We start from the raw sequence: 17,728 nt of genomic DNA on the forward strand, positions 1-17,728 counted from the left end.
AAGGCCCGCGCGCGCGGCCTAAGCTGCTGTTGCCGGACGCGTCAGCGTGGCCCGGCGATATGTCGAGCGCAGCAATGCGCGGGTCCGGCGTCGTCCGGGTGCCGGCGCAGGTGATCGAAAGGGAGTATCCCGGTCATGGTCAACGTCACCGATGGATTCGGGTCGAGCGTTCTCGGATATCCGAGGATCGGTCCGCACCGCGAGCTCAAGCGTGCGCTCGAGTCGTATTGGCGCGGATCGCTGGAGCGCGAGGAACTGCTCGCGGTAGGCCGGGACATCCAGGAGCGCCAGTTCAACGAGCTGGCGGCGACCGGGCTGACCCAGGTGCCCGGCAACACCTTCTCCTTCTACGACCACATCCTGGACAACGCGCTGCTCTTCGGTGCCGTGCCGTCGCGGTTCAAGGAGCACCAGGAGGGCATGCACCCCCTGGACTTCTACTTCCTGATGGCGCGCGGCAACCCGGACCTGCCGCCGCTGGAGCTGGTGCGCTTCTTCGGCACCAACTACCACTACCGCCAGCCCGAACTCGACGCCGACACCACGTTCTCGCTGCATCCGGAGGCCCTGCTCGACGAGTGGGACCGGGCGATCGCGCGCGGGATCGAACTGCGCCCGGTCGTGCTCGGCCCGGTGTCGCTGCTGCTGCTGTCGAAGGCGGGCCACGTGCCCGGCGAGGCCGAGTTCGACACGCTGAGCCTGCTCGACAAGCTGCTGCCGTTCTACGAGGAGCTGTTCGAGATCCTCGCCAAGCGCGGCTCGACCTGTGTGCAGCTCGACGAGCCCTGCTTCACCGGCGAGCGATCGGCCGCCGAACTGGCCGCCTTCGACAAGGCCTACCAGCGGCTGGCCAAGGCGCCGCTGCGCCCGCGCATCCTGGTCACCGGCCAGTACGGCGATTTCGGTGAGGCGCTGCGCATCCTGGCCGCGAGCAATGTCGAGGCGATCGGCCTTGACCTGTCGTCCTATCGGATGACGCCGGAGGAGCTGGCCGCGATCCCGGGGATCAAGCGCAAGCGTCTCTACGCCGGTGTCATCAGCGGCACCAACGTCTGGCGTGCCGACCGTTTCGTCACGTTGAGCTACCTGAACTCGATCGCCGAGGTCTGCCCCGACCTGGTCGTGTCCACCGGCACCACGCTGCTGCACGTGCCCTACGACGTGCTCGCCGAGTACGACATCGACGGCAACGTGGCCGACCGGCTCGCCTTCGCCAAGCAGAAGGTGGGCGAGGTGGTCTCGCTGGCCAAGGCGCTCACCGAGGGTCCCTCGGACAACTGGCGCAAGCGCCCGACCGAGGTGCACTTCAAGCAGAAGCACGCCGTGCGCCAGCGCGTGTACGCGGTGACCCCGGAGATGCGCGAGCGCGAGCCGTACATCGAGCGTCGCGCCGCCCAGCAGGAGCGGCTGAACCTGCCGGTGGTGCCCGCGACCACGCTCGGCTCGTTCCCGCAGAGCGTCAGACTGCGCCAGGCCCGCCACGAGGTGGCCCAGGGCCGGCTGTCCGAGCAGGACTACCGCAAGCAGGTCGAGGCCGAGATCGAGGCGACGATCCGGCTGCAGGAGGACATCGGCCTCGATGTCTTCGTGCACGGTGAGCACGAGCGCAACGACATGATCCAGTTCTTCGCCGAGCAGTTGGACGGCTTCGCCACCACCCGCTTCGGGTGGGTGCAGGTGTACGGCTCGCGTTGTGTGCGCCCGCCGATCATCTACGGCGATGTCTCGCGGCCCGCGCCGATGTCGGTCGACTGGACCACCTACGCCCAGTCGCTGACCGACAAGCCGGTCAAGGGCATGGTCACCGGTCCGGTGACGATGCTGGCCCGCTCGTTCGTGCGCCAGGACCAGCCGCTCTACGAGACCGCCGACCAGGTGGCGCTGGCCATCCGCGACGAGGTGGTGGACCTGGAGAAGGCGGGCATCGCGATCATCCAGGTCGACGAGCCCGCCATCCGTGAGCTGCTGCCGCCGCGTCCGCAGGGGCGCGAGGAGTACCTGCGCTGGGCGGTCGGCGCCTTCAAGCTGGCCACCTCCGGTGTGCGGGCCGACACCCAGATCCACACCCACATCGGCTACTCCGGGCGCACCGAGGTGGTCGACGCGATCGAGCAGCTCGACGCCGACGTCACCGCGATCGTGGCGACCCGCTCGATCGAATGGGTGATGCAGGCGCTCACCGAGGATGTCGCCACCGGCCACGGCCTCAGCCACGGCGTCGGCCCCGGTGTGTACGAGAGCCGCTCGGCCCGCATCCCCGATATCGACGAGCTCGATGAACTGCTCACCCAGGCCGCCGAAGCGGTGACCCCGCAACGACTCTGGGCCAACCCGGACGGCGGCCTGAAGACCCGCCACTACTGGCAGCTCGAGCCCTCGCTGCGAAACATGGTCGCCGCCGCGCGCCGCGTGCGCCGCCGGGCACTGGCCGCCGAGGCGGCCGAAGCCGCGACCGCGGCCGAATAGCTCGAAGGGACAACGGGCGCACCGGTATCCGGTGCGCCCGTTGTCATGTCCGGGGGAGCAGGGCCCGGACCCCTGCGGTGAGCTGGGTGGGGGTGGGGGCGTGCTCGGGGTCGATCAGCCATTGCAGCAGCAGGCCGCCGATCATCGTCTGTAGGACGGCGCCGAGATCGCGGTCGTCGCCGAAGGCCTCGGACAGACCGCTGCGGGCCAGTTCCTGGGCGGCGCCGAGTTCGGTGCGGAGTTCGGGGGAGTGCAGCGCCTGATTGAGGCATTCGGCGTTGGCCTGCCAGAGCGCGCGGTCCTCGCCGAACGAGGTGATCAGGCGCTGCCAGAAGTCCTCGAGGCGGGCGGTGGGGTCGGTCGGGTCCGCGGCGGGCAGCGAGTCCAGGATGTGCTGCACCGCGGTGGCGCTGGACTCCAGCATCGCCTGTTGCAGCAGCTTGTCGCGGGTGCCGAAGTGATAGTTGATGGCCGCCAGGTTGGTGCCGGAGGCGGCGACGATGTCGCGCACGGTGGTGCGGGCGTAGCCGCGTTCGGCGAGGCAGCGCTTGGCGGCGTCGAGCAGATCTTCTCGGGTTCCCACCCGCGCACGATAGCAAGGACCGCATACGCCTGTTTGTGACATCGGTTTCAAACAAGCGTCAGTGACAAGTGTTTGAAACAGTTGTATGTTGGCGTCATGACCGCTCAGCGCCCGATTTCCCCGCTCGAATCCACCTACTTCGGCACCGACACCACCCTCGGCAACGTGCCGACCGCCGGAATGCCGCTGTTCCTCGCCAGCACCGTCTACGGCTCGCTCGACCTCGCAATCCTCCGACGGGTGCTCGACGAACTGGCCGCCGCGCACCCGCTGCTGCGCAGCCGGGTGGTGGGCGATCGCTTCGTCCGCGACGACGAGTTCCGCCCGCGCCTCGATGTCGTCGAGGGTGGCGACGCCGAGTACCTCGCACTGATCAACACGCCGCAGGACTGGCGCGACGGGCTGTTCCGCGCCTACCTGCTGCGCGCGGGCGCGCGGCAGCAGATCGTGCTCGTCGTCCATCACGGCATCTCCGACGGTCGCTCGGGGTTCGCGCTGCTGGATCGGCTGTGGCGGCACTACACCGCGCACGTGACCGGAGACGCTGTGCCGCAGCCTGATCCGGATCAGCGGCTGCCCGAGGCGATGGACACCCGCCTGGCCGAGGTGGTGACGGCGACCGAAGCGGACTCGTGGCTGGACGACTTGCGGGCGGGCGCGATGACGATGAGCCCCGGCGACGCCCCGCGCGTGCTGCCCCGCGACGGTGACGGGACCGGTGCCGACCCGCTCGGCCGGTTCGCCATGCAGCGCATCGAATTGTCCGCCGAGGCGACCGCCGACCTGGTGGCAGTGGCACGCGCGCAGGGGATTTCGGTCAACAGTGTCGTCAGCGGCGCGGCGCTGGCCGCCGTTCGCAGCCGGTTTCCCGAGCCGGGCGCGCTGCCGCTGTTCTTCGGCTACGCGGCTGATGTGCGCGGTGCGGTCCACCCACCGGTGCCGGTCGAGACGATGGTCAACTACGCGTCGGGCTCCGGAATTCTGGTGCGTGCCACCGGTGACGCCGGTCCGCTCGAGCTGGCCCGGATGGTCGAATCCGGCTTGCGCGCCGGGCTGGAACGCCGCGAGCCCGCCCGCTTTCCGCTCGCGGTCCAGCGGGTCGCCGACGAGTTCACCGCCGGCCTGCTGTCGTCCCCGCCGACGCTGGCCATCTCCAATATCGGCCGCCTGCGGCCACATTCGTTCCCCGACGACCTCGCCTTCCTGCGTGACGACGTCTTCGCCATGGGCCCGGCCATGCCGCCGAAGCTCACCGTCTTCACGATCGCCGGCCGACTCACCCTCCAGCTCGAATACGACACCGCCCACTACAGCCGTTCTCGCATGGACAAGCTGCGCCTCACCCTCGCCGAGCTGCTGCACGACCTGCACTGACGACCTGGCTTCATTACAGTACGTACTGTACCGTTTTGGCATGGACTCGACGACCTGGCCGGACTCCCTGCGCGTCGCGCAGGTCCGGATCGCCCGCCCGACGGACCGTCTCGACGAGGTGGTGCGCTTCTACGTCGACGGGCTGGGCCTGCGTGAGCTGTACCGATTCGACAACCACGCCGGCTACGACGGAGTGATGCTCGGCCTGCCCGGCACCGACTACCACCTCGAATTCACCACCCACGTCGACGGCAGTCCCGGCACGGCGCCGAGCGCCGAGAACCTGCTGGTGCTCTACTTCGACGGCGAGTCCGCCATGTTCGACGCGGTGCGCAGGCTCGGCGAGTTCGGCGCGCAGCCGGTCCCCGCCGAGAACCCGTACTGGGCGGCCAACGGCGGCATGGCCTTTCCCGATCCGGACGGATGGACCGTCATGCTCGTGCCGCGGCCGGTGTTCTGATGCCGGGACGCGCGCGCGAGGACCGCATCGACGCCGCGGTGCTCGCCGCGACCCGGGAAGTGCTCGCCGACGGGGGTTATGCCGAAATGTCCATCGGCGAGGTGGCGACCAGGTCGGGGGTCCATCGGCCCGCGATCTACCGGCGCTGGCCGTCCAAGCGGCATCTGGTCGTCGCGGTGGTCGCCGAGATGCTGGGCGTGCGGCCGACACCCGATACCGGCGACCTGCGCGCGGATCTCACCGTGGCGCTGCGTGAGCTGGTCGCCGCGCTGCGCGACACCTGCCTCGACCGGGTACTGCCCGCGCTGGTCGCCGACCTCGCCAACGATCCCGACCTGCGCGCGCACTTCCTGGCGACGGTCTTCGAACCGCGCCGGGCGAGCACCGCGACCGCCCTGCGCACGGCGATGGCGCGCGGTGCGGTCGATCCGGGCGTGGACCTGGACTTCGTGCTGGACGCGGTAGCCGCGCCGATCTACTTTCGCGCGCTCTTCGGACACCTGCCCCTCGACGACGCGCTGGTCGATGCGTCGGTGGACGCGGTCGTGCGCCTGGTGCGCCCGGTCAGTGACTGATCGCGGCGACGCCGAACATCGCGGCCACGCCGGTGACGGTGCTCAGCAGGGTCAGCCGGGACGGGTGCTCGGCGTGCGCCTCGGGCAGGATGTCGGCGGTGGCCAGGTAGAGCAGGAAACCGGCGAAGTAGCCGAGGTACAGGCCGATCCACTGCTCGGGGACATGGATGAGGGTGCCGAGGATCGCGCCGATCACGGGGGCGACGGCGTCGAGCCCGAGTAGGGTCAGCGCCCGTTTGCGGGCGTTGCCGTACAGCGTGGGGATGGTGAAAGTGTTGAAGCCGTCGGCGAAGTCGTGGCAGATCACCGCGATCGCCACCGACATGCCGACGGTGGCGCCCGCCTGGTAGCCGAGGCCGATGCCGAAACCGTCCAGGGTGCTGTGGAAGATCAGGCCCGCCGCGGCGAGCAGCCCGACCGACTCGAATCCGTGGTGGTGCGAACCGAATTCGCCTTCGTGACCGGTATGGATCGCGACCGCGCGCTCGAGGATGTGGATGCTGAGGAACCCCACCACCGCCGCGATCAGCACCACCGGCACGCCGTACACCTCGCCCGAGGACTGCTCGAGCGCCTCGGGGATCAGATCGAAGGCGACCAGCCCGAGCATGACGCCGGCGGCCAGCCCGAGCACCAGATGCTTGCGGTCGCCGATCCGCATGGCGACGAAGCCACCGAACAGCGTCGACAGCATCGACACCAGGGACAGCAGTATCGCCATGACGGCCTACTCCTCGCTCTGCTCGGCGGGTTCCGGCTGCTTGGACTTGCGCTTCTTCTTCGTCGGTGGCGGGGTGTCGGCGTCCTCGGTGACCTCGTAGCGCCGCACATAGGCCCCCGCGAAACCCTGTAGCGTCGCCGTCACCGGGATGGCCAGCAGCGCGCCCGTCGGGCCGAGCAGGGCCGCGCCCGCGATCACCGCGCCGAAGGCCACCGCCGGATGCATGTCCAGGGTGGTCGCCGTGATCCGCGGCTGCAGCACGTAGTTCTCGAACTGCTGGTAGCCGACGATGAACAGCAGGATCCACAGCGCGGTGATCGGATCGTGCACCAGCGCGACCAGCACCGGCAGCGCGCCGGCCAGGTAGGTGCCGACGGTCGGGATGAACTGCGAGACCACGCCGACCCACAGTGCCAGCGCGAACGCCGACGGCACGTCGAGCACCCGCAGCGCGACGTAGTGGGCGACCGCCGAGCACAGCGCCAGCAGCGCGCGCGAATAGATGTAGCCGCCGGTCTTCTCGACCGCGATGTCCCACGCCCGCAGCACGTGCTTCTGCTGCTTGGGCGGCAGCAGCGAGCACACCCAGGTGCGGAAGCGCGGGCCGTCGGCGGCGAAGTAGAAGGTGAACAGCAAGACCCCGAGCAGTTGGAAGATCGCGCCGATCGCGACCGTGCCGATGCCCCAGACGTTTCCGGCCAGACCGACCAGATAGCCCTCGATCGTCGAGCTCCACTCCGAGGCGTACTTGGTCAGGTCGTCGCCGGAAAGATCCTGGTGGAACGTCGAATTGAACCAGTCGACGAGGTCCTGGACATAGTCGGGCGCGTTGCCGACCAGCATCGTCACCTGACTGATCAGCAGCGCGCCCAGCGTCCACACGAACGCGACGATCACCAGCAGCAGCACGCCGAACACCGCACCGGTGCCCGCGCCGCGCCGAACACCGCGGGCGGCAAGCCAATTCACCGCGGGCTCGATCGCGAACGCCAGGAACAGCGAGACCAGCAGCACGGTCAGCAGGCCCTGCAACTTACCGAGGATCCAGAACGCCGCGATCAGCCCGGCGACGGCCAGCATGGCATACAGCAGGGACCGGGGCAGCCAGCGCGGCGGCGTGCGGACCGTCCAGAACGCGGGCAGCGCCGGGCCGGTCGCCGGCGCCTGCGCCGGTGCGGCGGGGCCAGAGGTCGATTCGTCGTCGGCAGCCACCCGGTCACGGTACCGAGGACGCGCCGATTTCCGCGCGCTGGCGCGCGGGGCTCAGATGGTCGCGGTATCGATGACGAAGCGGTACTGCACGTCGCTGGCGATGACCCGCTCGTAGGCGGAATCGATCTCGTCGGCGGAGATCAGTTCGATCTCCGCGCCGATGCCGTGCGCGGCGCAGAAGTTCAGCATCTCCTGGGTCTGGGCGACGCCGCCGATCATCGAACCCGCCAGCGAGCGGCGGAACGCGGCCAGGTTGCGGCCGGTGACGCTCATCGGCTGATCCGGCAGACCCAGGATGACCAGGGTGCCGTCGAGCGCGAGCAGGCGCAGGTAGTGGTCGATCGGCAGGTTCGCCGAGACGGTGTTGATGATCAGGTCGAACGTGCCGCGCAGCTGGCGGAAGGTCTCCCGGTCGCTGGTGGCGTAGTAGTGGTCCGCGCCCATCCGCAGGCCGTCGTCGCGCTTGCGCAGCGACTGGCTCAGCACCGTCACCTCGGCGCCGAGCGCCGCGGCGATCTTCACGCCGACGTGCCCGAGGCCGCCCATGCCGATGATCGCGACTTTCTTGCCCGGCCCGGCGTTCCAGTGCCGCAGCGGCGAGTACAGGGTGATGCCCGCGCACAGCAGCGGCGCGGCGACGTCGAGGCCGATGCCCTCGGGAATGGCGACCACGAAGCTCTCGCCGACCACGATCTGGGTCGCGTAGCCGCCCATCGTGTAGCCGCCGGGCTGCACGGACTCCGGGACGGGGGTGTTGTAGGTCCAGGTGGCGCCGTTGGTGCAGTACTGCTCCTCACCGGCCAGACACGGCACGCACTTGCCGCAGGAGTTCACCAGGCAGCCGACGCCCACCCGGTCGCCCACCTTGTACTTGCGCACCGCGGAGCCGGTGGCCGCGACGATGCCGGCGATCTCGTGGCCGGGCACGCACGGGTACTTGCTGCCGCCCCACTCGTCGCGGGCGGTGTGGATGTCGGAGTGGCAGATGCCCGCGTACTTGATGTCGATCAGGACGTCGTCGGGGCCGAGTTCCCGGCGCTCGATCGTGACCTTCTCGAAGGACCCGTCGGGGGCGGGGATGGCGTAGGCGGCTGCGGTGCTCATGAGGACATGCCTACCGCCGCATGCGTCGTTTGCCAACCGGCGCGGCCGGATCGATACCGGACATCCGCGTATCCGGGTCACAATGGAGGAGTCGGCTCGCGAGAGAGGACAGGCTCGTGCACGCTGTCGGACGGGTGTTCGCGACGGTGGTCGTCGCGCTGATCGGCGTGTGCGCCTTCCTGGGATATCGCGGTGACCTGGTACTTCCCTGGAAGCCGCACGCGCAGGAGTACGTCGCGGTCGCCCAAGCGCCGCCGCAGGCGCCGCTGGATCCGGTGGTGGTCGCGGCCCGGGTACAGCCCGTGCTGGTGAATATCTCCGTCGACGCCGCGATGTTCGGGACCAGCGCCGCCGGTTCGGGGATCGTGCTCACTCCGGACGGACAGATCCTGACCAGCCACCACGTGATCAAGGGGGCCGAGGCGGTCTCGGTGACCGATATCGGCAACGGGCTGGTCTACGAGGCCACCGTGCTCGGTTACGACTCGACCGCCGATATCGCGCTGTTGTCGCTGGCGGGGGCGTCCGGTTTGCCGACGGCCCGGCTCGGGTCCTCGGCCGAGCTACGGATCCGTCAGGACGTGCTGGCCATCGGCGATGCGGGCGGTGACGGCGGCGAACCGACCTCGGTCGCCGGGCCGATCACCGACCTGGACGCGAGCATCGTCGCGATGAACTCCGCCGACCTGACCCGCAAGTCGCTGCGCGGGATGGTGCAGATCGCCGCGCCCGTCGTGGGCGGGCAGTCCGGCGGCGCGCTGGCCGACAGCTCGGGCGCGATCGTCGGGGTGATCACCGCGGCTTCCGGCGAGCGCCCCGGCTCCGATCGGCCCAAGCAGGCCAACGGCTACGCGGTGCCCATCGATACCGCCATGGGGGTCGTCGCCCAGATCCGCTCCGGCACCCCGACCGAGACCGTCCACATCGGCCCCACCGCCACCCTCGGCGTCCAGGTCGTCGACGCGAAACCGGCGGGCGCCCAGGTCAACTGGGCCTTCTACGGCCAGCCCGCCCGCGCCGCGGGCATCACCACCGGCGACATCATCACCGCCGTGGACGGCCGCCCGATCACCACCGCCCGCGCCCTCAGCGCCGCCATCAACACCCGCAAACCCGCCGACCGCATCCGCCTCGACCTCACCGCCCCCGACGGCACCACCCGCGCGATCGACGTGGTCCTCGCCGAAGGCACCCCGAACTAGACCAGCGGTTACCGCCGCTCTCCGGGATCTCGCCGGGACGTCGGGCTCACACCAGGCTCAGCCAGTAGTCCTGGAACTTCAGGAAGACGAGGAGCAGGACGACGGCGTAGAAGACAACGACCAGGGTCCAGCGCCATTCGGCGAGGATGGCCATGATGCCGCGGGAACGGCCCCAGGTCTCCTGGGTCGTGACGGCGAACAGCAGGGGAGTGACCGCCCAGACGACCATGCAGTACGGGCACAGGGCGTTGATGCGGTAGAGGCTCTGGAAGATGAGCCAGCAGATGGCGGCGACGCCGAGGACGGTGCCGAGCCACAGGCCGCCCCAGATCCAGCGGGGGAAGCCGACGCCGACGACGGCGAGGACGCCGAGGGTCACCACCACCGAGAAACCGACGATGCCGAACAGCGGGTTCGGGAAACCGAAGACCGCGGCCTGATCGGTCTTCATGATCGACCCGCACGAGAGCACCGAGTTGATGCTGCACGAGGTGACGTAATTCGGGTCGACGAACAGTTTGAAGCGTTCGACGGTCAGCGTGAACGACGCCAGCCACCCCGCCAGCCCGGCGATCAGCAGCAGCCACGCCGAGCGGGCGGGGGCGGTGATCACTTGGCCGCGTCGGCGATCACGGACGCCAGGCCGTTCTCGGTGAAGATGGCGTCGGACTGGTTGAGCTCGCCGTTGATGAACACCGACGGCGTCGACTTCACGCCACTGCTCAGGGTCTGCTGGGTGACCTGGGTGATGTAGTCGTTGTACGGCTTGTCGTTGATGCAGGTGGCCACCGCGGGATCGGTGTAGCCGGCCTCGGTCGCGATCTGGACCAGCTGCTCGTTGCTCAGACCCGCGGTGCCCTCGGCGGGCTGCTTGGCAAACATGGTCTGCAGCCAGCCCTGGTATTTGCTCGGGTCCGACTTCGCCACGCAGAACGAGGCGTTGGCCGCGCGCGAGGAGTACTGGGTCGAGGACGCGCGATCGAGGAAGGAGATGATCTGGTACTCGATCACGGCGGTGCCGTTGGCGGCGGCCTCGGCCAGCGCCTCACCGTTGGCGGCCTCGAACTGCTTGCAGGCCGGGCACTGCAGGTCGGCGACGACGCGGACCTTCACCTTGGCGTCCGGATTGCCGATGCGGACCGCGCCGGACTCGGTCACCGAGCCGCCGGTCGCGGGCAGCTGGGCCGCGGACGTGGCGGTGTTCTCGGAATCGGAGCCCGACTTCTTGACGGCGATGCCGATGCCGATCGCCGCGACCAGGGCCACCAGGACGGCGGCGACGCCGACCTGGATCGCGATCTTGCGCTTCCTGTCGGCTGCTTCGGCCGCCGCCAGCGGATTCTGCTTGCCCGTGCTCACCGTTGTCACACGCCTTTCGTTCGTGGTCTCCCCACCGGGGACATCATGCGGGCCGAACCTGAGAGTTTCTTCAACGATCCGGTCAGGACTCCTCGAGCCTGCGCAGCTGCTCGGCGACATCGAAATCGGCGGGCGGCCAGTCCAGGTCCAGTCCGGTCAGCGCGTCGATCAACAACTCGGTCACCGCCAGGCGCGCGTACCACTTGTGGTCCGCGGGCAGCACGTACCACGGCGCGTAGTCGGTGTTGGTGCGTTCCAGAATGGTCTGATAGGCCTTCTGGTAGTCGGGCCAGAAGCCGCGCTCGGTGATGTCGGCGGGGTTGAACTTCCAGTACTTGTCGGGGCGCTCGAGCCGCTCGCGCAGTCGGCGTTTCTGTTCGTCGAGGGAGACGAACATGGCGACCTTCACGATCGTGGTGCCGGTGTCGGCCACCTCACGTTCGAAGGCGTTGATCAGGTCGTAGCGCTGTTCCCATTCCGACTGCGGCACGAGCTCGTGCACTCGCACGACCAGCACGTCCTCGTAGTGCGAGCGGTCGAACACGCCGATCTGGCCGTGCGCGGGCAGGCGCTTGCGGATGCGCCAGAGGAAATCGTGCTGCTTCTCCTCCTCGGTCGGGACGCCGAAGGACGCGTGGTCGACCCCCTGCGGATCGACCGAACCGATCACGTGGCGCACGATGCCGCCCTTGCCCGCGGTGTCCATGCCCTGCAATACCAGCAACACACTGTGCTTACCGCCCGTGCGACCGTGCGCGAACAGCTTCTCCTGCAGATCCGACAGCACGATGCCACGCTCGGTCAGCAGCGTCTTGCCGCGCTGCTTGTCACCGATGAACCCCGGCGTCGCCGAGGTGTCGAGATCGATGATCCGCTGGCCGTCGGCCCGCAACGCGGTGGTGACGGGTTCGGCCCAGTGTTTCGCCATTTCCCATGCCTACCACTACTGCGCGCGATCGACCGGCAAGCTCGACGCAATCGTTGCCTGCCAGCAGGCGACGCCGGCCGGGTCGGCGATCTCGGGCCGGTGCACGTATACCGGATCGGCGCCCGCGGCCTGCTGCGCGCGGTAGTCGGCCAGCAGCCGGAACGCGACGACGCCGAGCGGGATGATCGCGGCCAGGTTGACCAGCGCCATCACGCCCATGAACACATCGGCCAGGTTCCAGATCAGGCTCACCGAGCCGAGCGCCCCGCCGAACACGGCCACCAGCACCGCCACCCGGAAGGCCGTGAGCACCTCCGGCCGGTCGGTGATGAACTCGATATTGGCCCGGCCGTAGTAGAAGTTGCCGATCATCGAGCTGAACGCGAGCAGGAACACCACCGCGGTCAGCACGTGTCCGGCCCAGCCGCCGAGGCTGGTCTGCAGCGCGCTCTGAGTGAGGTCGGCGCTGCGCCGCTCCGACAGGTCGGGGTCGCTGGTCAGGATGATGAACGCGGTGATCGAGCAGATCAGCAGGGTGTCGAAGTAGACGCCCAGCGACTGCACGAGCCCTTGCTTCACCGGATGCGAGACGTCGGCCGCGGCCGCCGCGTTCGGCGAGGAACCGAGACCGGCTTCGTTGGAGAACATGCCGCGCCGGATGCCCTGCGCGATCGCGACGCCGACGCCACCGCCGACCACCTCGCGCAGGCCGAACGCGCCGCCGACGATATCGGCGATCACCCGCGGCAGATCGTCGATGTTGAGCACCACCACCGCGATGCCGAGCAACAGATACACGATCGCCATGACCGGTACGAGCACCTCGGTGATGTGGCTGATCCGGCGCACTCCGCCGAAGATCACCACCCCGAGCAGGGCGATCAGCACGAGCCCGACAGCCACGGGGAACCAGTCGCCGTCGAGGTCCGGCAATGAGGCCCTGGTGGTGGCCACGATGGTGTTGGACTGCACGGCGTTGAACACGAAACCGAAGGTCACCGTGATGATGACCGCGAAGATCATGCCCTGCCAGCGCCGCCGCAGCCCGTACTGCATGTAGTAGGCGGGGCCGCCGCGGAAGGTGCCCGGCTCGTGCTCGGGCCGCTTGTACAGCTGGGCGAGGGTGGATTCGACGAAGGCCGAGGCCGCGCCGAGGGTCGCCATCGCCCACATCCAGAACACCGCGCCCGGCCCGCCGACGCTGATCGCGGTGGCGACGCCGGCGATATTGCCGGTGCCCACCCGCGCCGCCGCCGAGATGCTGAACGCGCCGAACGCCGACACCGACTTCTTCCCGTCGGCGGCGGGCTGTCCCTTCTCGGCGACCACCCGCAGCATCTCCGGCAGCATCCGCAACTGCACCACTCCGCTGCGCACGGTGAAGTACAGCCCGGCCGCGATCACCAGGGGGATCAGCAGCCAGTTCCAGAACACGTCGTTGCCATCGACGACGACCGAGTTCAGCGTGTCCATGCGGCGAGGCTACCGTCGGGCAACCGCGCGACCGGTCAGGCCGCGCCCGATGTCGCCCGATCCGCGTCCTGACCGGTCAGGCGGGCCGGGTGGCGTCGACGTACTGCATGAAACGGTGCACGCGCTGGTCGATTTCGACCAGCCCGGCCTCGGCGAACAGACGCGGGAAGGTGTCGCGACCGAACAGCCGCAGCCCGCTCAGACCCGCGGCCACGGTGCTGGCCCGACCGAACAGGTTGTCCTCGCGAAAGCTGGTGGTGATCGCGATCCGGCCGCCCGGCGCGAGCACCCGGATCATCTCGCGGGTGGCCGCGATCGGATCGGGGATCAGGTACAGCGCGCCGAAACAGCAGACGGCGTCGAAGGTTCCGTCGGCGAAGGGCAGCATCCGCGCGTCACCGCGGACGTAGCCGACCCGCGGGCCCGCGTTGTCGACGGCGGCCTTGGCCAGCATCGGCTCGGAGTAGTCCAGCCCGGTGACGAAGCCGTCACCGGCGAGGAACTCGCTCAGGTACCGGGTGAAATTGCCGGGGCCGCAAGCCAGATCGAGCACCTTCTTGCTACCGCTGAGCCGCAGCGTGTCCACGGCCTCGCGGCGATCGCTGCCGGTGGTGCGGCCGCTGGCCAGGTAGAACAGCGTGGGCCGCCACGCGTGCTCGTAGACCGCGGCCAGCGCGGGCGCGTTCATGGTCCTGCGGGCCAGGTTCACTGCCGTGCGACCTCGATCGTCATGCCCGCGCCGCGCAGCCGCTCGGTGAGCGCCTCGCCCATGGCCGAGGCGGGGGTGAGAATGCCCGCGCGCGGCGGGAGTTCGTCGAAGGCCAGGCTCAAACCGGCCTGGCCGAGCAGGACGGCGGTGGCCTGGTAGCCGGGGTCGCCGGTGCCGGAGAAGGTGGCCTGGTACTTGGCGCCGGAGCTGGTGCGGGCGAAGGTCTTCATGGTGAACCAGCCGCTGAGGCGCGCCTTCTCGCTGGGCCCGGTGCCCGGCTTGGGCAGGATCCGGTCGAGCAGCTTGCGCCCGAACGAGACGCGCGAGAGCACCGCGCCCGAGGCCATGCCCGCCACGATGCCGCCCGCGATCCCGGCCGCCACCAGCGGCGCAGCCGCCGAGTTGCCCGCGTTCATGACCTCGCGGTAGCGGAACTGCTTGCCGTAAGCCCAGCCGAGCAGGCCGTTGGTGCGGCGCACGACCTTGGTGTTGTGCGAGGCCATGATGAACGTGGTGACCCAGCCGTTGAGGCTCGGGTCGATGCTGTCGGCGCGGGCCAGCGCCTGGTCGGACTGGCGGCCGACGTCGGGCTCCATCGAGCGATCGGGGCTCAGCGAGTACGGGTGCGCGAGGATCTTGCCGCGGCCGGAATCGGCGGCGATGTCCTCCATCATGGCGCGGCCGGAATCGATGGTGCCGCCGCTCATTCCGCCCTTGAGGTAGGCGACCAGCGTGGTGTCCTCCAGCTCGCCGGTGTCGTCGGCGACGCTCGCGCGGTAGATCTCGTAGACGCTCAGATCCGACGGAATCGAGTCGTAGCCACAGGAATTCACGATCTTGGCACCGGAGTCGACGGCGACCCGCTCGAACTGCTCGATGGCGTCGTGGATGAACAGCGGCTCACCGGTGAGGTCGGCGTAGTGGGTGCCCGCGGCGGCGCACGCGCCGAGCAGCGGCATGCCGTAGCGCAGGTACGGGCCGACCGTGGTCACCACGACCTTGGTTCGCTCGGCCATCGCGGCGAGCGAGGCCGGATCGGTCGAATCGGCGACGACCAGTTCCCAATTCGCCGCGGCGGGGCCGAGTTCGGCGCGCACGGCGGCGAGCTTGTCGGCCGAGCGGCCCGCCAGCGCGATCCGCGCGTCGGCGGGGGCGGCGGTGAGCAGGTATTCGGCGGTGAGTTTGCCGACGAATCCCGTCGCGCCGAACAGGATCAGGTCGAACTCGCGGTGCTGCGGCACAGGGGCGCCTTTCATCGAGTGCTCGCCTTGCGGGCGCGCGGCTTCTTCGTCGGTTTCGGCGGGTGGGTGGTGAGCCAATCACGGTGGGCCAGACCGAGTTCGGTGACCGGGGGCTCGTCGTAGAGCCATTCCCGGGCGATCAGGTGCCAGTTGTTGGTGCTGTCGAGCTGGCCGAGCATGCCGAAGGTGAGGAAGTCGGCCCGGCGGGAGAACAGGTGCTCCGGCGGCAGATTCTGCTGCTTCATGCCGGTGAACTCGCTGGCCCTGGGGTCAACGGCCAGCAGGAACGCGCCGCTGGCGAGTTCGGGGGTGATGGTCAGTTCCTCGTCGACCAGACACCATTCGGAGGCGGCGAGTACGTACTCGAGACATTCCTCGGCGCCGATCTCGTCCGGCGAATCGATCACGCCGCGCTCGATCATCAACTGCCGCAGGTCTTCCGCGCGGTCCTCGGCGGCGGCGCGCAGGCAGAGGATCTCGAAGTGCACGAGTTTGGGGTCCATGCGATTGAACAGGCCGAAGTCGAGGAAGGCTACCCGGCCGTCGCGGGCCAGCAGCACATTGCCCGGATGCGGGTCGCCGCAGAACTCGTTGAAGGTGAACAGCGAGCCGACGTAGAAGCGGTAGATGATCTCGCCGACCCGGTCGCGTTCGGCGGCGGGCAGATTCCGGATCTCGTCGAAGCCGGTGCCCTCGATGAACTCGCTGACCAGTACGCGGGTGGTCGAGAGCTCCCGCACCGCGTCGGGCACCACGATGAACGGGTGGTCGCGGTAGAGGTGCGCGATCTCGGACTGGGTGACCGCCTCGGCCACGTAGTCGAGTTCGGCCTCCATGTTCAGTTTCAGCTCGTCGAGCACCGCCGGGGTGATCCACGGCATGGCCGAGGCCAGCACCCGGCGGAACATGGTCAGGTTCTTCAGGTCGGCGCGTACCGCGGCGTCGACGCCGGGGTACTGGACCTTCACCGCGACGGCCCTGCCGTCTGGCAGGGTGGCCCGGTAGACCTGGCCGATCGAGGCCGCCGCGATCGGCTCGGGGTCGAATTCGGCGAACACCTCGGTCAGCGGACGGCCGAAGTCCTCCTCGACGACCGCGCGCATCACGTCGAACGAGACGGTCGGCGCGGCGTTGCGCAGCACGGCCAGCCGCTGCTGGAACCGGTCGCGATGGTCCGGCGGCACCAGATCCAGGTCGAGCACCGACATCATCTGGCCGAGCTTCATGGCCACGCCCTTCATGGTGCCCAGCACCATGACCACCTGCTCGGTGGTGCGGATCATCGACTCCTCGGCCATTCTGGCGCGCACGGCTTCCGAGCGGCCGCGCATGGACAGTCTGGTCTTCTTCGAGCGGATCACCGAGCTCGCCGCTACCGCCCCCAGCTTCGTCCCGCGGGCAAGCCGGGATGTCGGCACGTTTTTCGCCATCGAGGTACCTCCATTGGTGCCGACGCGCAGGGTGGCCGCCGACGACACGAAGCGCACGCGACCACCCGCGGTGACGCAAGCCACAGCGCCCCGCTCGGTTCAGCGTAACGAACCGGGCGGCGATGTCGAGCCCGGCACCGGCGATCGCGAGGATCGCCCGGTCAGGAGGGCTGGACGGGAATCTCGGGCAGCTGGTGGCTCTGCGAGGTGAAGTACTCGGGCGACCCGCCCGCCCTGGCGACACCCTCGATCGCCGACCACGCCATCATCGTCAGGTAGTCGATGACGTCCTGGCGCGGCATCGCCTTCTCGGTGGTCGTCCACCAGTGCGTGGCCAGCTGGATGCCGCCGACCAGCACATACGACCACAGCATCGCGCCGTCGGTGCGCACGCCCTTGGCGCCGGCCCGGTCGACGAGCACGGCCGTGACCACCTCGGCGAAGAGCCGTTCGAACTCCGCCAGCGAGGACTTGTCGCCCGCGGAGTTGCTCATGATGAACCGGTAGACCTCGGGGTCGTCGTCGACGGTGCCGACGTACTCGGTCATCGCGGCGCGCACCAGCTGGTACTCGTCGGCGTCGAGGTTGATCGCGCCGTACACGCGCGGCAGCAGCGTGGTCTCGATGAACCGCTGCATGGTGGCGTGCACGAGGTCGTTCTTGTCGGCGAAGTAGCGGTACAGCACGGTCTTGGACACGCCGATCTCGGTGGCGATCTCGTCCATGCCCGCCTGGCTGCCGCGCGCGCGGATGGCGTTGAGCGTGCCGTCGACCAGCTCTTCACGCCGGTCGATCTTGTGCTGTCGCCACCGCCGTTTGCGGCCGTCGACAGGACCGCCGCCGCGCACGGTGGCGGCGCGGCCCGTCTGCTCGCCGATCTCGACAAGGTCT

Annotated in this window: 17 protein-coding genes; 5 read left to right on the forward strand and 12 right to left on the reverse strand. The window is 69.2% G+C overall.

Features of this window, described 5'->3' with window-relative positions:
* Positions 1-135 precede the first annotated feature (135 nt).
* Entirely contained in the window at positions 136-2,466 is a 2,331-nt protein-coding gene (metE, locus tag V8688_RS02450; protein WP_218722034.1) for a 5-methyltetrahydropteroyltriglutamate--homocysteine S-methyltransferase, read from the forward strand.
* A gap of 43 nt (positions 2,467-2,509) precedes the next feature.
* Here the strand turns inward: metE and V8688_RS02455 are convergent, their stop codons facing one another.
* Entirely contained in the window at positions 2,510-3,049 is a 540-nt protein-coding gene (locus V8688_RS02455; protein ID WP_342800072.1) for a TetR/AcrR family transcriptional regulator, read from the reverse strand.
* A gap of 96 nt (positions 3,050-3,145) precedes the next feature.
* Between V8688_RS02455 and V8688_RS02460 the strand changes: the two genes are divergently transcribed.
* Genes V8688_RS02460 through V8688_RS02470 form a run of 3 tightly spaced genes read left to right on the forward strand, consistent with a single transcriptional unit; the run spans position 3,146 to position 5,458 of the window.
* The gene (locus V8688_RS02460; protein ID WP_342800073.1) at positions 3,146-4,423 is read left to right on the forward strand and encodes a hypothetical protein; all 1,278 of its coding nucleotides are present in this window, start codon (positions 3,146-3,148) and stop codon (positions 4,421-4,423) included.
* Positions 4,424-4,463: 40 nt separating this feature from the next.
* Positions 4,464-4,883 carry a VOC family protein gene (locus V8688_RS02465; protein WP_342800074.1) on the forward strand — a complete coding sequence of 140 codons (420 nt, stop codon included), beginning with the start codon at positions 4,464-4,466 and terminating at the stop codon, positions 4,881-4,883.
* Positions 4,883-5,458 (forward strand): TetR/AcrR family transcriptional regulator, encoded by a 576-nt coding sequence (locus V8688_RS02470; protein ID WP_342800075.1) that lies wholly within the window; start codon positions 4,883-4,885, stop codon positions 5,456-5,458. The genes V8688_RS02465 and V8688_RS02470 overlap by 1 nt, the downstream gene beginning before the upstream one ends.
* Here V8688_RS02470 and V8688_RS02475 read toward each other — a convergent pair.
* Genes V8688_RS02475 through V8688_RS02485 form a run of 3 tightly spaced genes read right to left on the reverse strand, consistent with a single transcriptional unit; the run spans position 5,448 to position 8,495 of the window.
* On the reverse strand, positions 5,448-6,179 hold the full coding sequence (locus tag V8688_RS02475) for a ZIP family metal transporter (RefSeq protein ID WP_218722029.1): 732 nt from the start codon (positions 6,177-6,179) through the stop codon (positions 5,448-5,450). The genes V8688_RS02470 and V8688_RS02475 overlap by 11 nt on opposite strands.
* Before the next feature lie 6 nt (positions 6,180-6,185).
* The gene (locus V8688_RS02480) at positions 6,186-7,391 is read right to left on the reverse strand and encodes an AI-2E family transporter (protein WP_218722028.1); all 1,206 of its coding nucleotides are present in this window, start codon (positions 7,389-7,391) and stop codon (positions 6,186-6,188) included.
* 51 nt (positions 7,392-7,442) lie between these two features.
* Positions 7,443-8,495, reverse strand: a complete 1,053-nt coding sequence (locus V8688_RS02485) for an NAD(P)-dependent alcohol dehydrogenase (protein WP_342800076.1) — start codon at positions 8,493-8,495, stop codon at positions 7,443-7,445.
* A 116-nt stretch (positions 8,496-8,611) separates the two neighbouring features.
* Between V8688_RS02485 and V8688_RS02490 the strand changes: the two genes are divergently transcribed.
* Positions 8,612-9,697 carry a trypsin-like peptidase domain-containing protein gene (locus tag V8688_RS02490; protein ID WP_308248707.1) on the forward strand — a complete coding sequence of 362 codons (1,086 nt, stop codon included), beginning with the start codon at positions 8,612-8,614 and terminating at the stop codon, positions 9,695-9,697.
* A gap of 46 nt (positions 9,698-9,743) precedes the next feature.
* Here the strand turns inward: V8688_RS02490 and V8688_RS02495 are convergent, their stop codons facing one another.
* From V8688_RS02495 to V8688_RS02530, 8 genes are all read right to left on the reverse strand, one after another.
* The gene (locus V8688_RS02495) at positions 9,744-10,310 is read right to left on the reverse strand and encodes a vitamin K epoxide reductase family protein (RefSeq protein WP_218722026.1); all 567 of its coding nucleotides are present in this window, start codon (positions 10,308-10,310) and stop codon (positions 9,744-9,746) included.
* Complete coding sequence (locus V8688_RS02500; RefSeq protein ID WP_218722025.1) at positions 10,307-11,065, reverse strand: thioredoxin domain-containing protein; 759 nt, start codon at positions 11,063-11,065, stop codon at positions 10,307-10,309. Before V8688_RS02500 ends, V8688_RS02495 begins: the two co-directional genes overlap by 4 nt.
* A gap of 73 nt (positions 11,066-11,138) precedes the next feature.
* The gene (locus tag V8688_RS02505) at positions 11,139-11,984 is read right to left on the reverse strand and encodes a PPK2 family polyphosphate kinase (RefSeq protein ID WP_218722024.1); all 846 of its coding nucleotides are present in this window, start codon (positions 11,982-11,984) and stop codon (positions 11,139-11,141) included.
* Between the two features lie 15 nt (positions 11,985-11,999).
* Positions 12,000-13,457 carry an alanine/glycine:cation symporter family protein gene (locus V8688_RS02510; RefSeq protein WP_342800077.1) on the reverse strand — a complete coding sequence of 486 codons (1,458 nt, stop codon included), beginning with the start codon at positions 13,455-13,457 and terminating at the stop codon, positions 12,000-12,002.
* A 76-nt stretch (positions 13,458-13,533) separates the two neighbouring features.
* Complete coding sequence (locus V8688_RS02515) at positions 13,534-14,166, reverse strand: class I SAM-dependent methyltransferase (protein WP_316576224.1); 633 nt, start codon at positions 14,164-14,166, stop codon at positions 13,534-13,536.
* Positions 14,163-15,422, reverse strand: coding sequence for a saccharopine dehydrogenase NADP-binding domain-containing protein (locus V8688_RS02520; protein WP_218722021.1), 1,260 nt, complete (start codon positions 15,420-15,422; stop codon positions 14,163-14,165). The genes V8688_RS02515 and V8688_RS02520 overlap by 4 nt, the downstream gene beginning before the upstream one ends.
* The gene (locus tag V8688_RS02525; protein ID WP_342800078.1) at positions 15,419-16,837 is read right to left on the reverse strand and encodes an AarF/UbiB family protein; all 1,419 of its coding nucleotides are present in this window, start codon (positions 16,835-16,837) and stop codon (positions 15,419-15,421) included. Before V8688_RS02525 ends, V8688_RS02520 begins: the two co-directional genes overlap by 4 nt.
* Before the next feature lie 161 nt (positions 16,838-16,998).
* Positions 16,999-17,685: a TetR/AcrR family transcriptional regulator gene (locus V8688_RS02530; RefSeq protein WP_308248706.1), complete on the reverse strand. Its 687-nt coding sequence runs from the start codon at positions 17,683-17,685 to the stop codon at positions 16,999-17,001.
* Between the last annotated feature and the right edge of the window lie 43 nt (positions 17,686-17,728).

The sequence above is a fragment of the Nocardia sp. No.11 genome (assembly GCF_038752175.1).
Classification (GTDB): Bacteria; Actinomycetota; Actinomycetes; order Mycobacteriales; family Mycobacteriaceae; genus Nocardia; species Nocardia canadensis.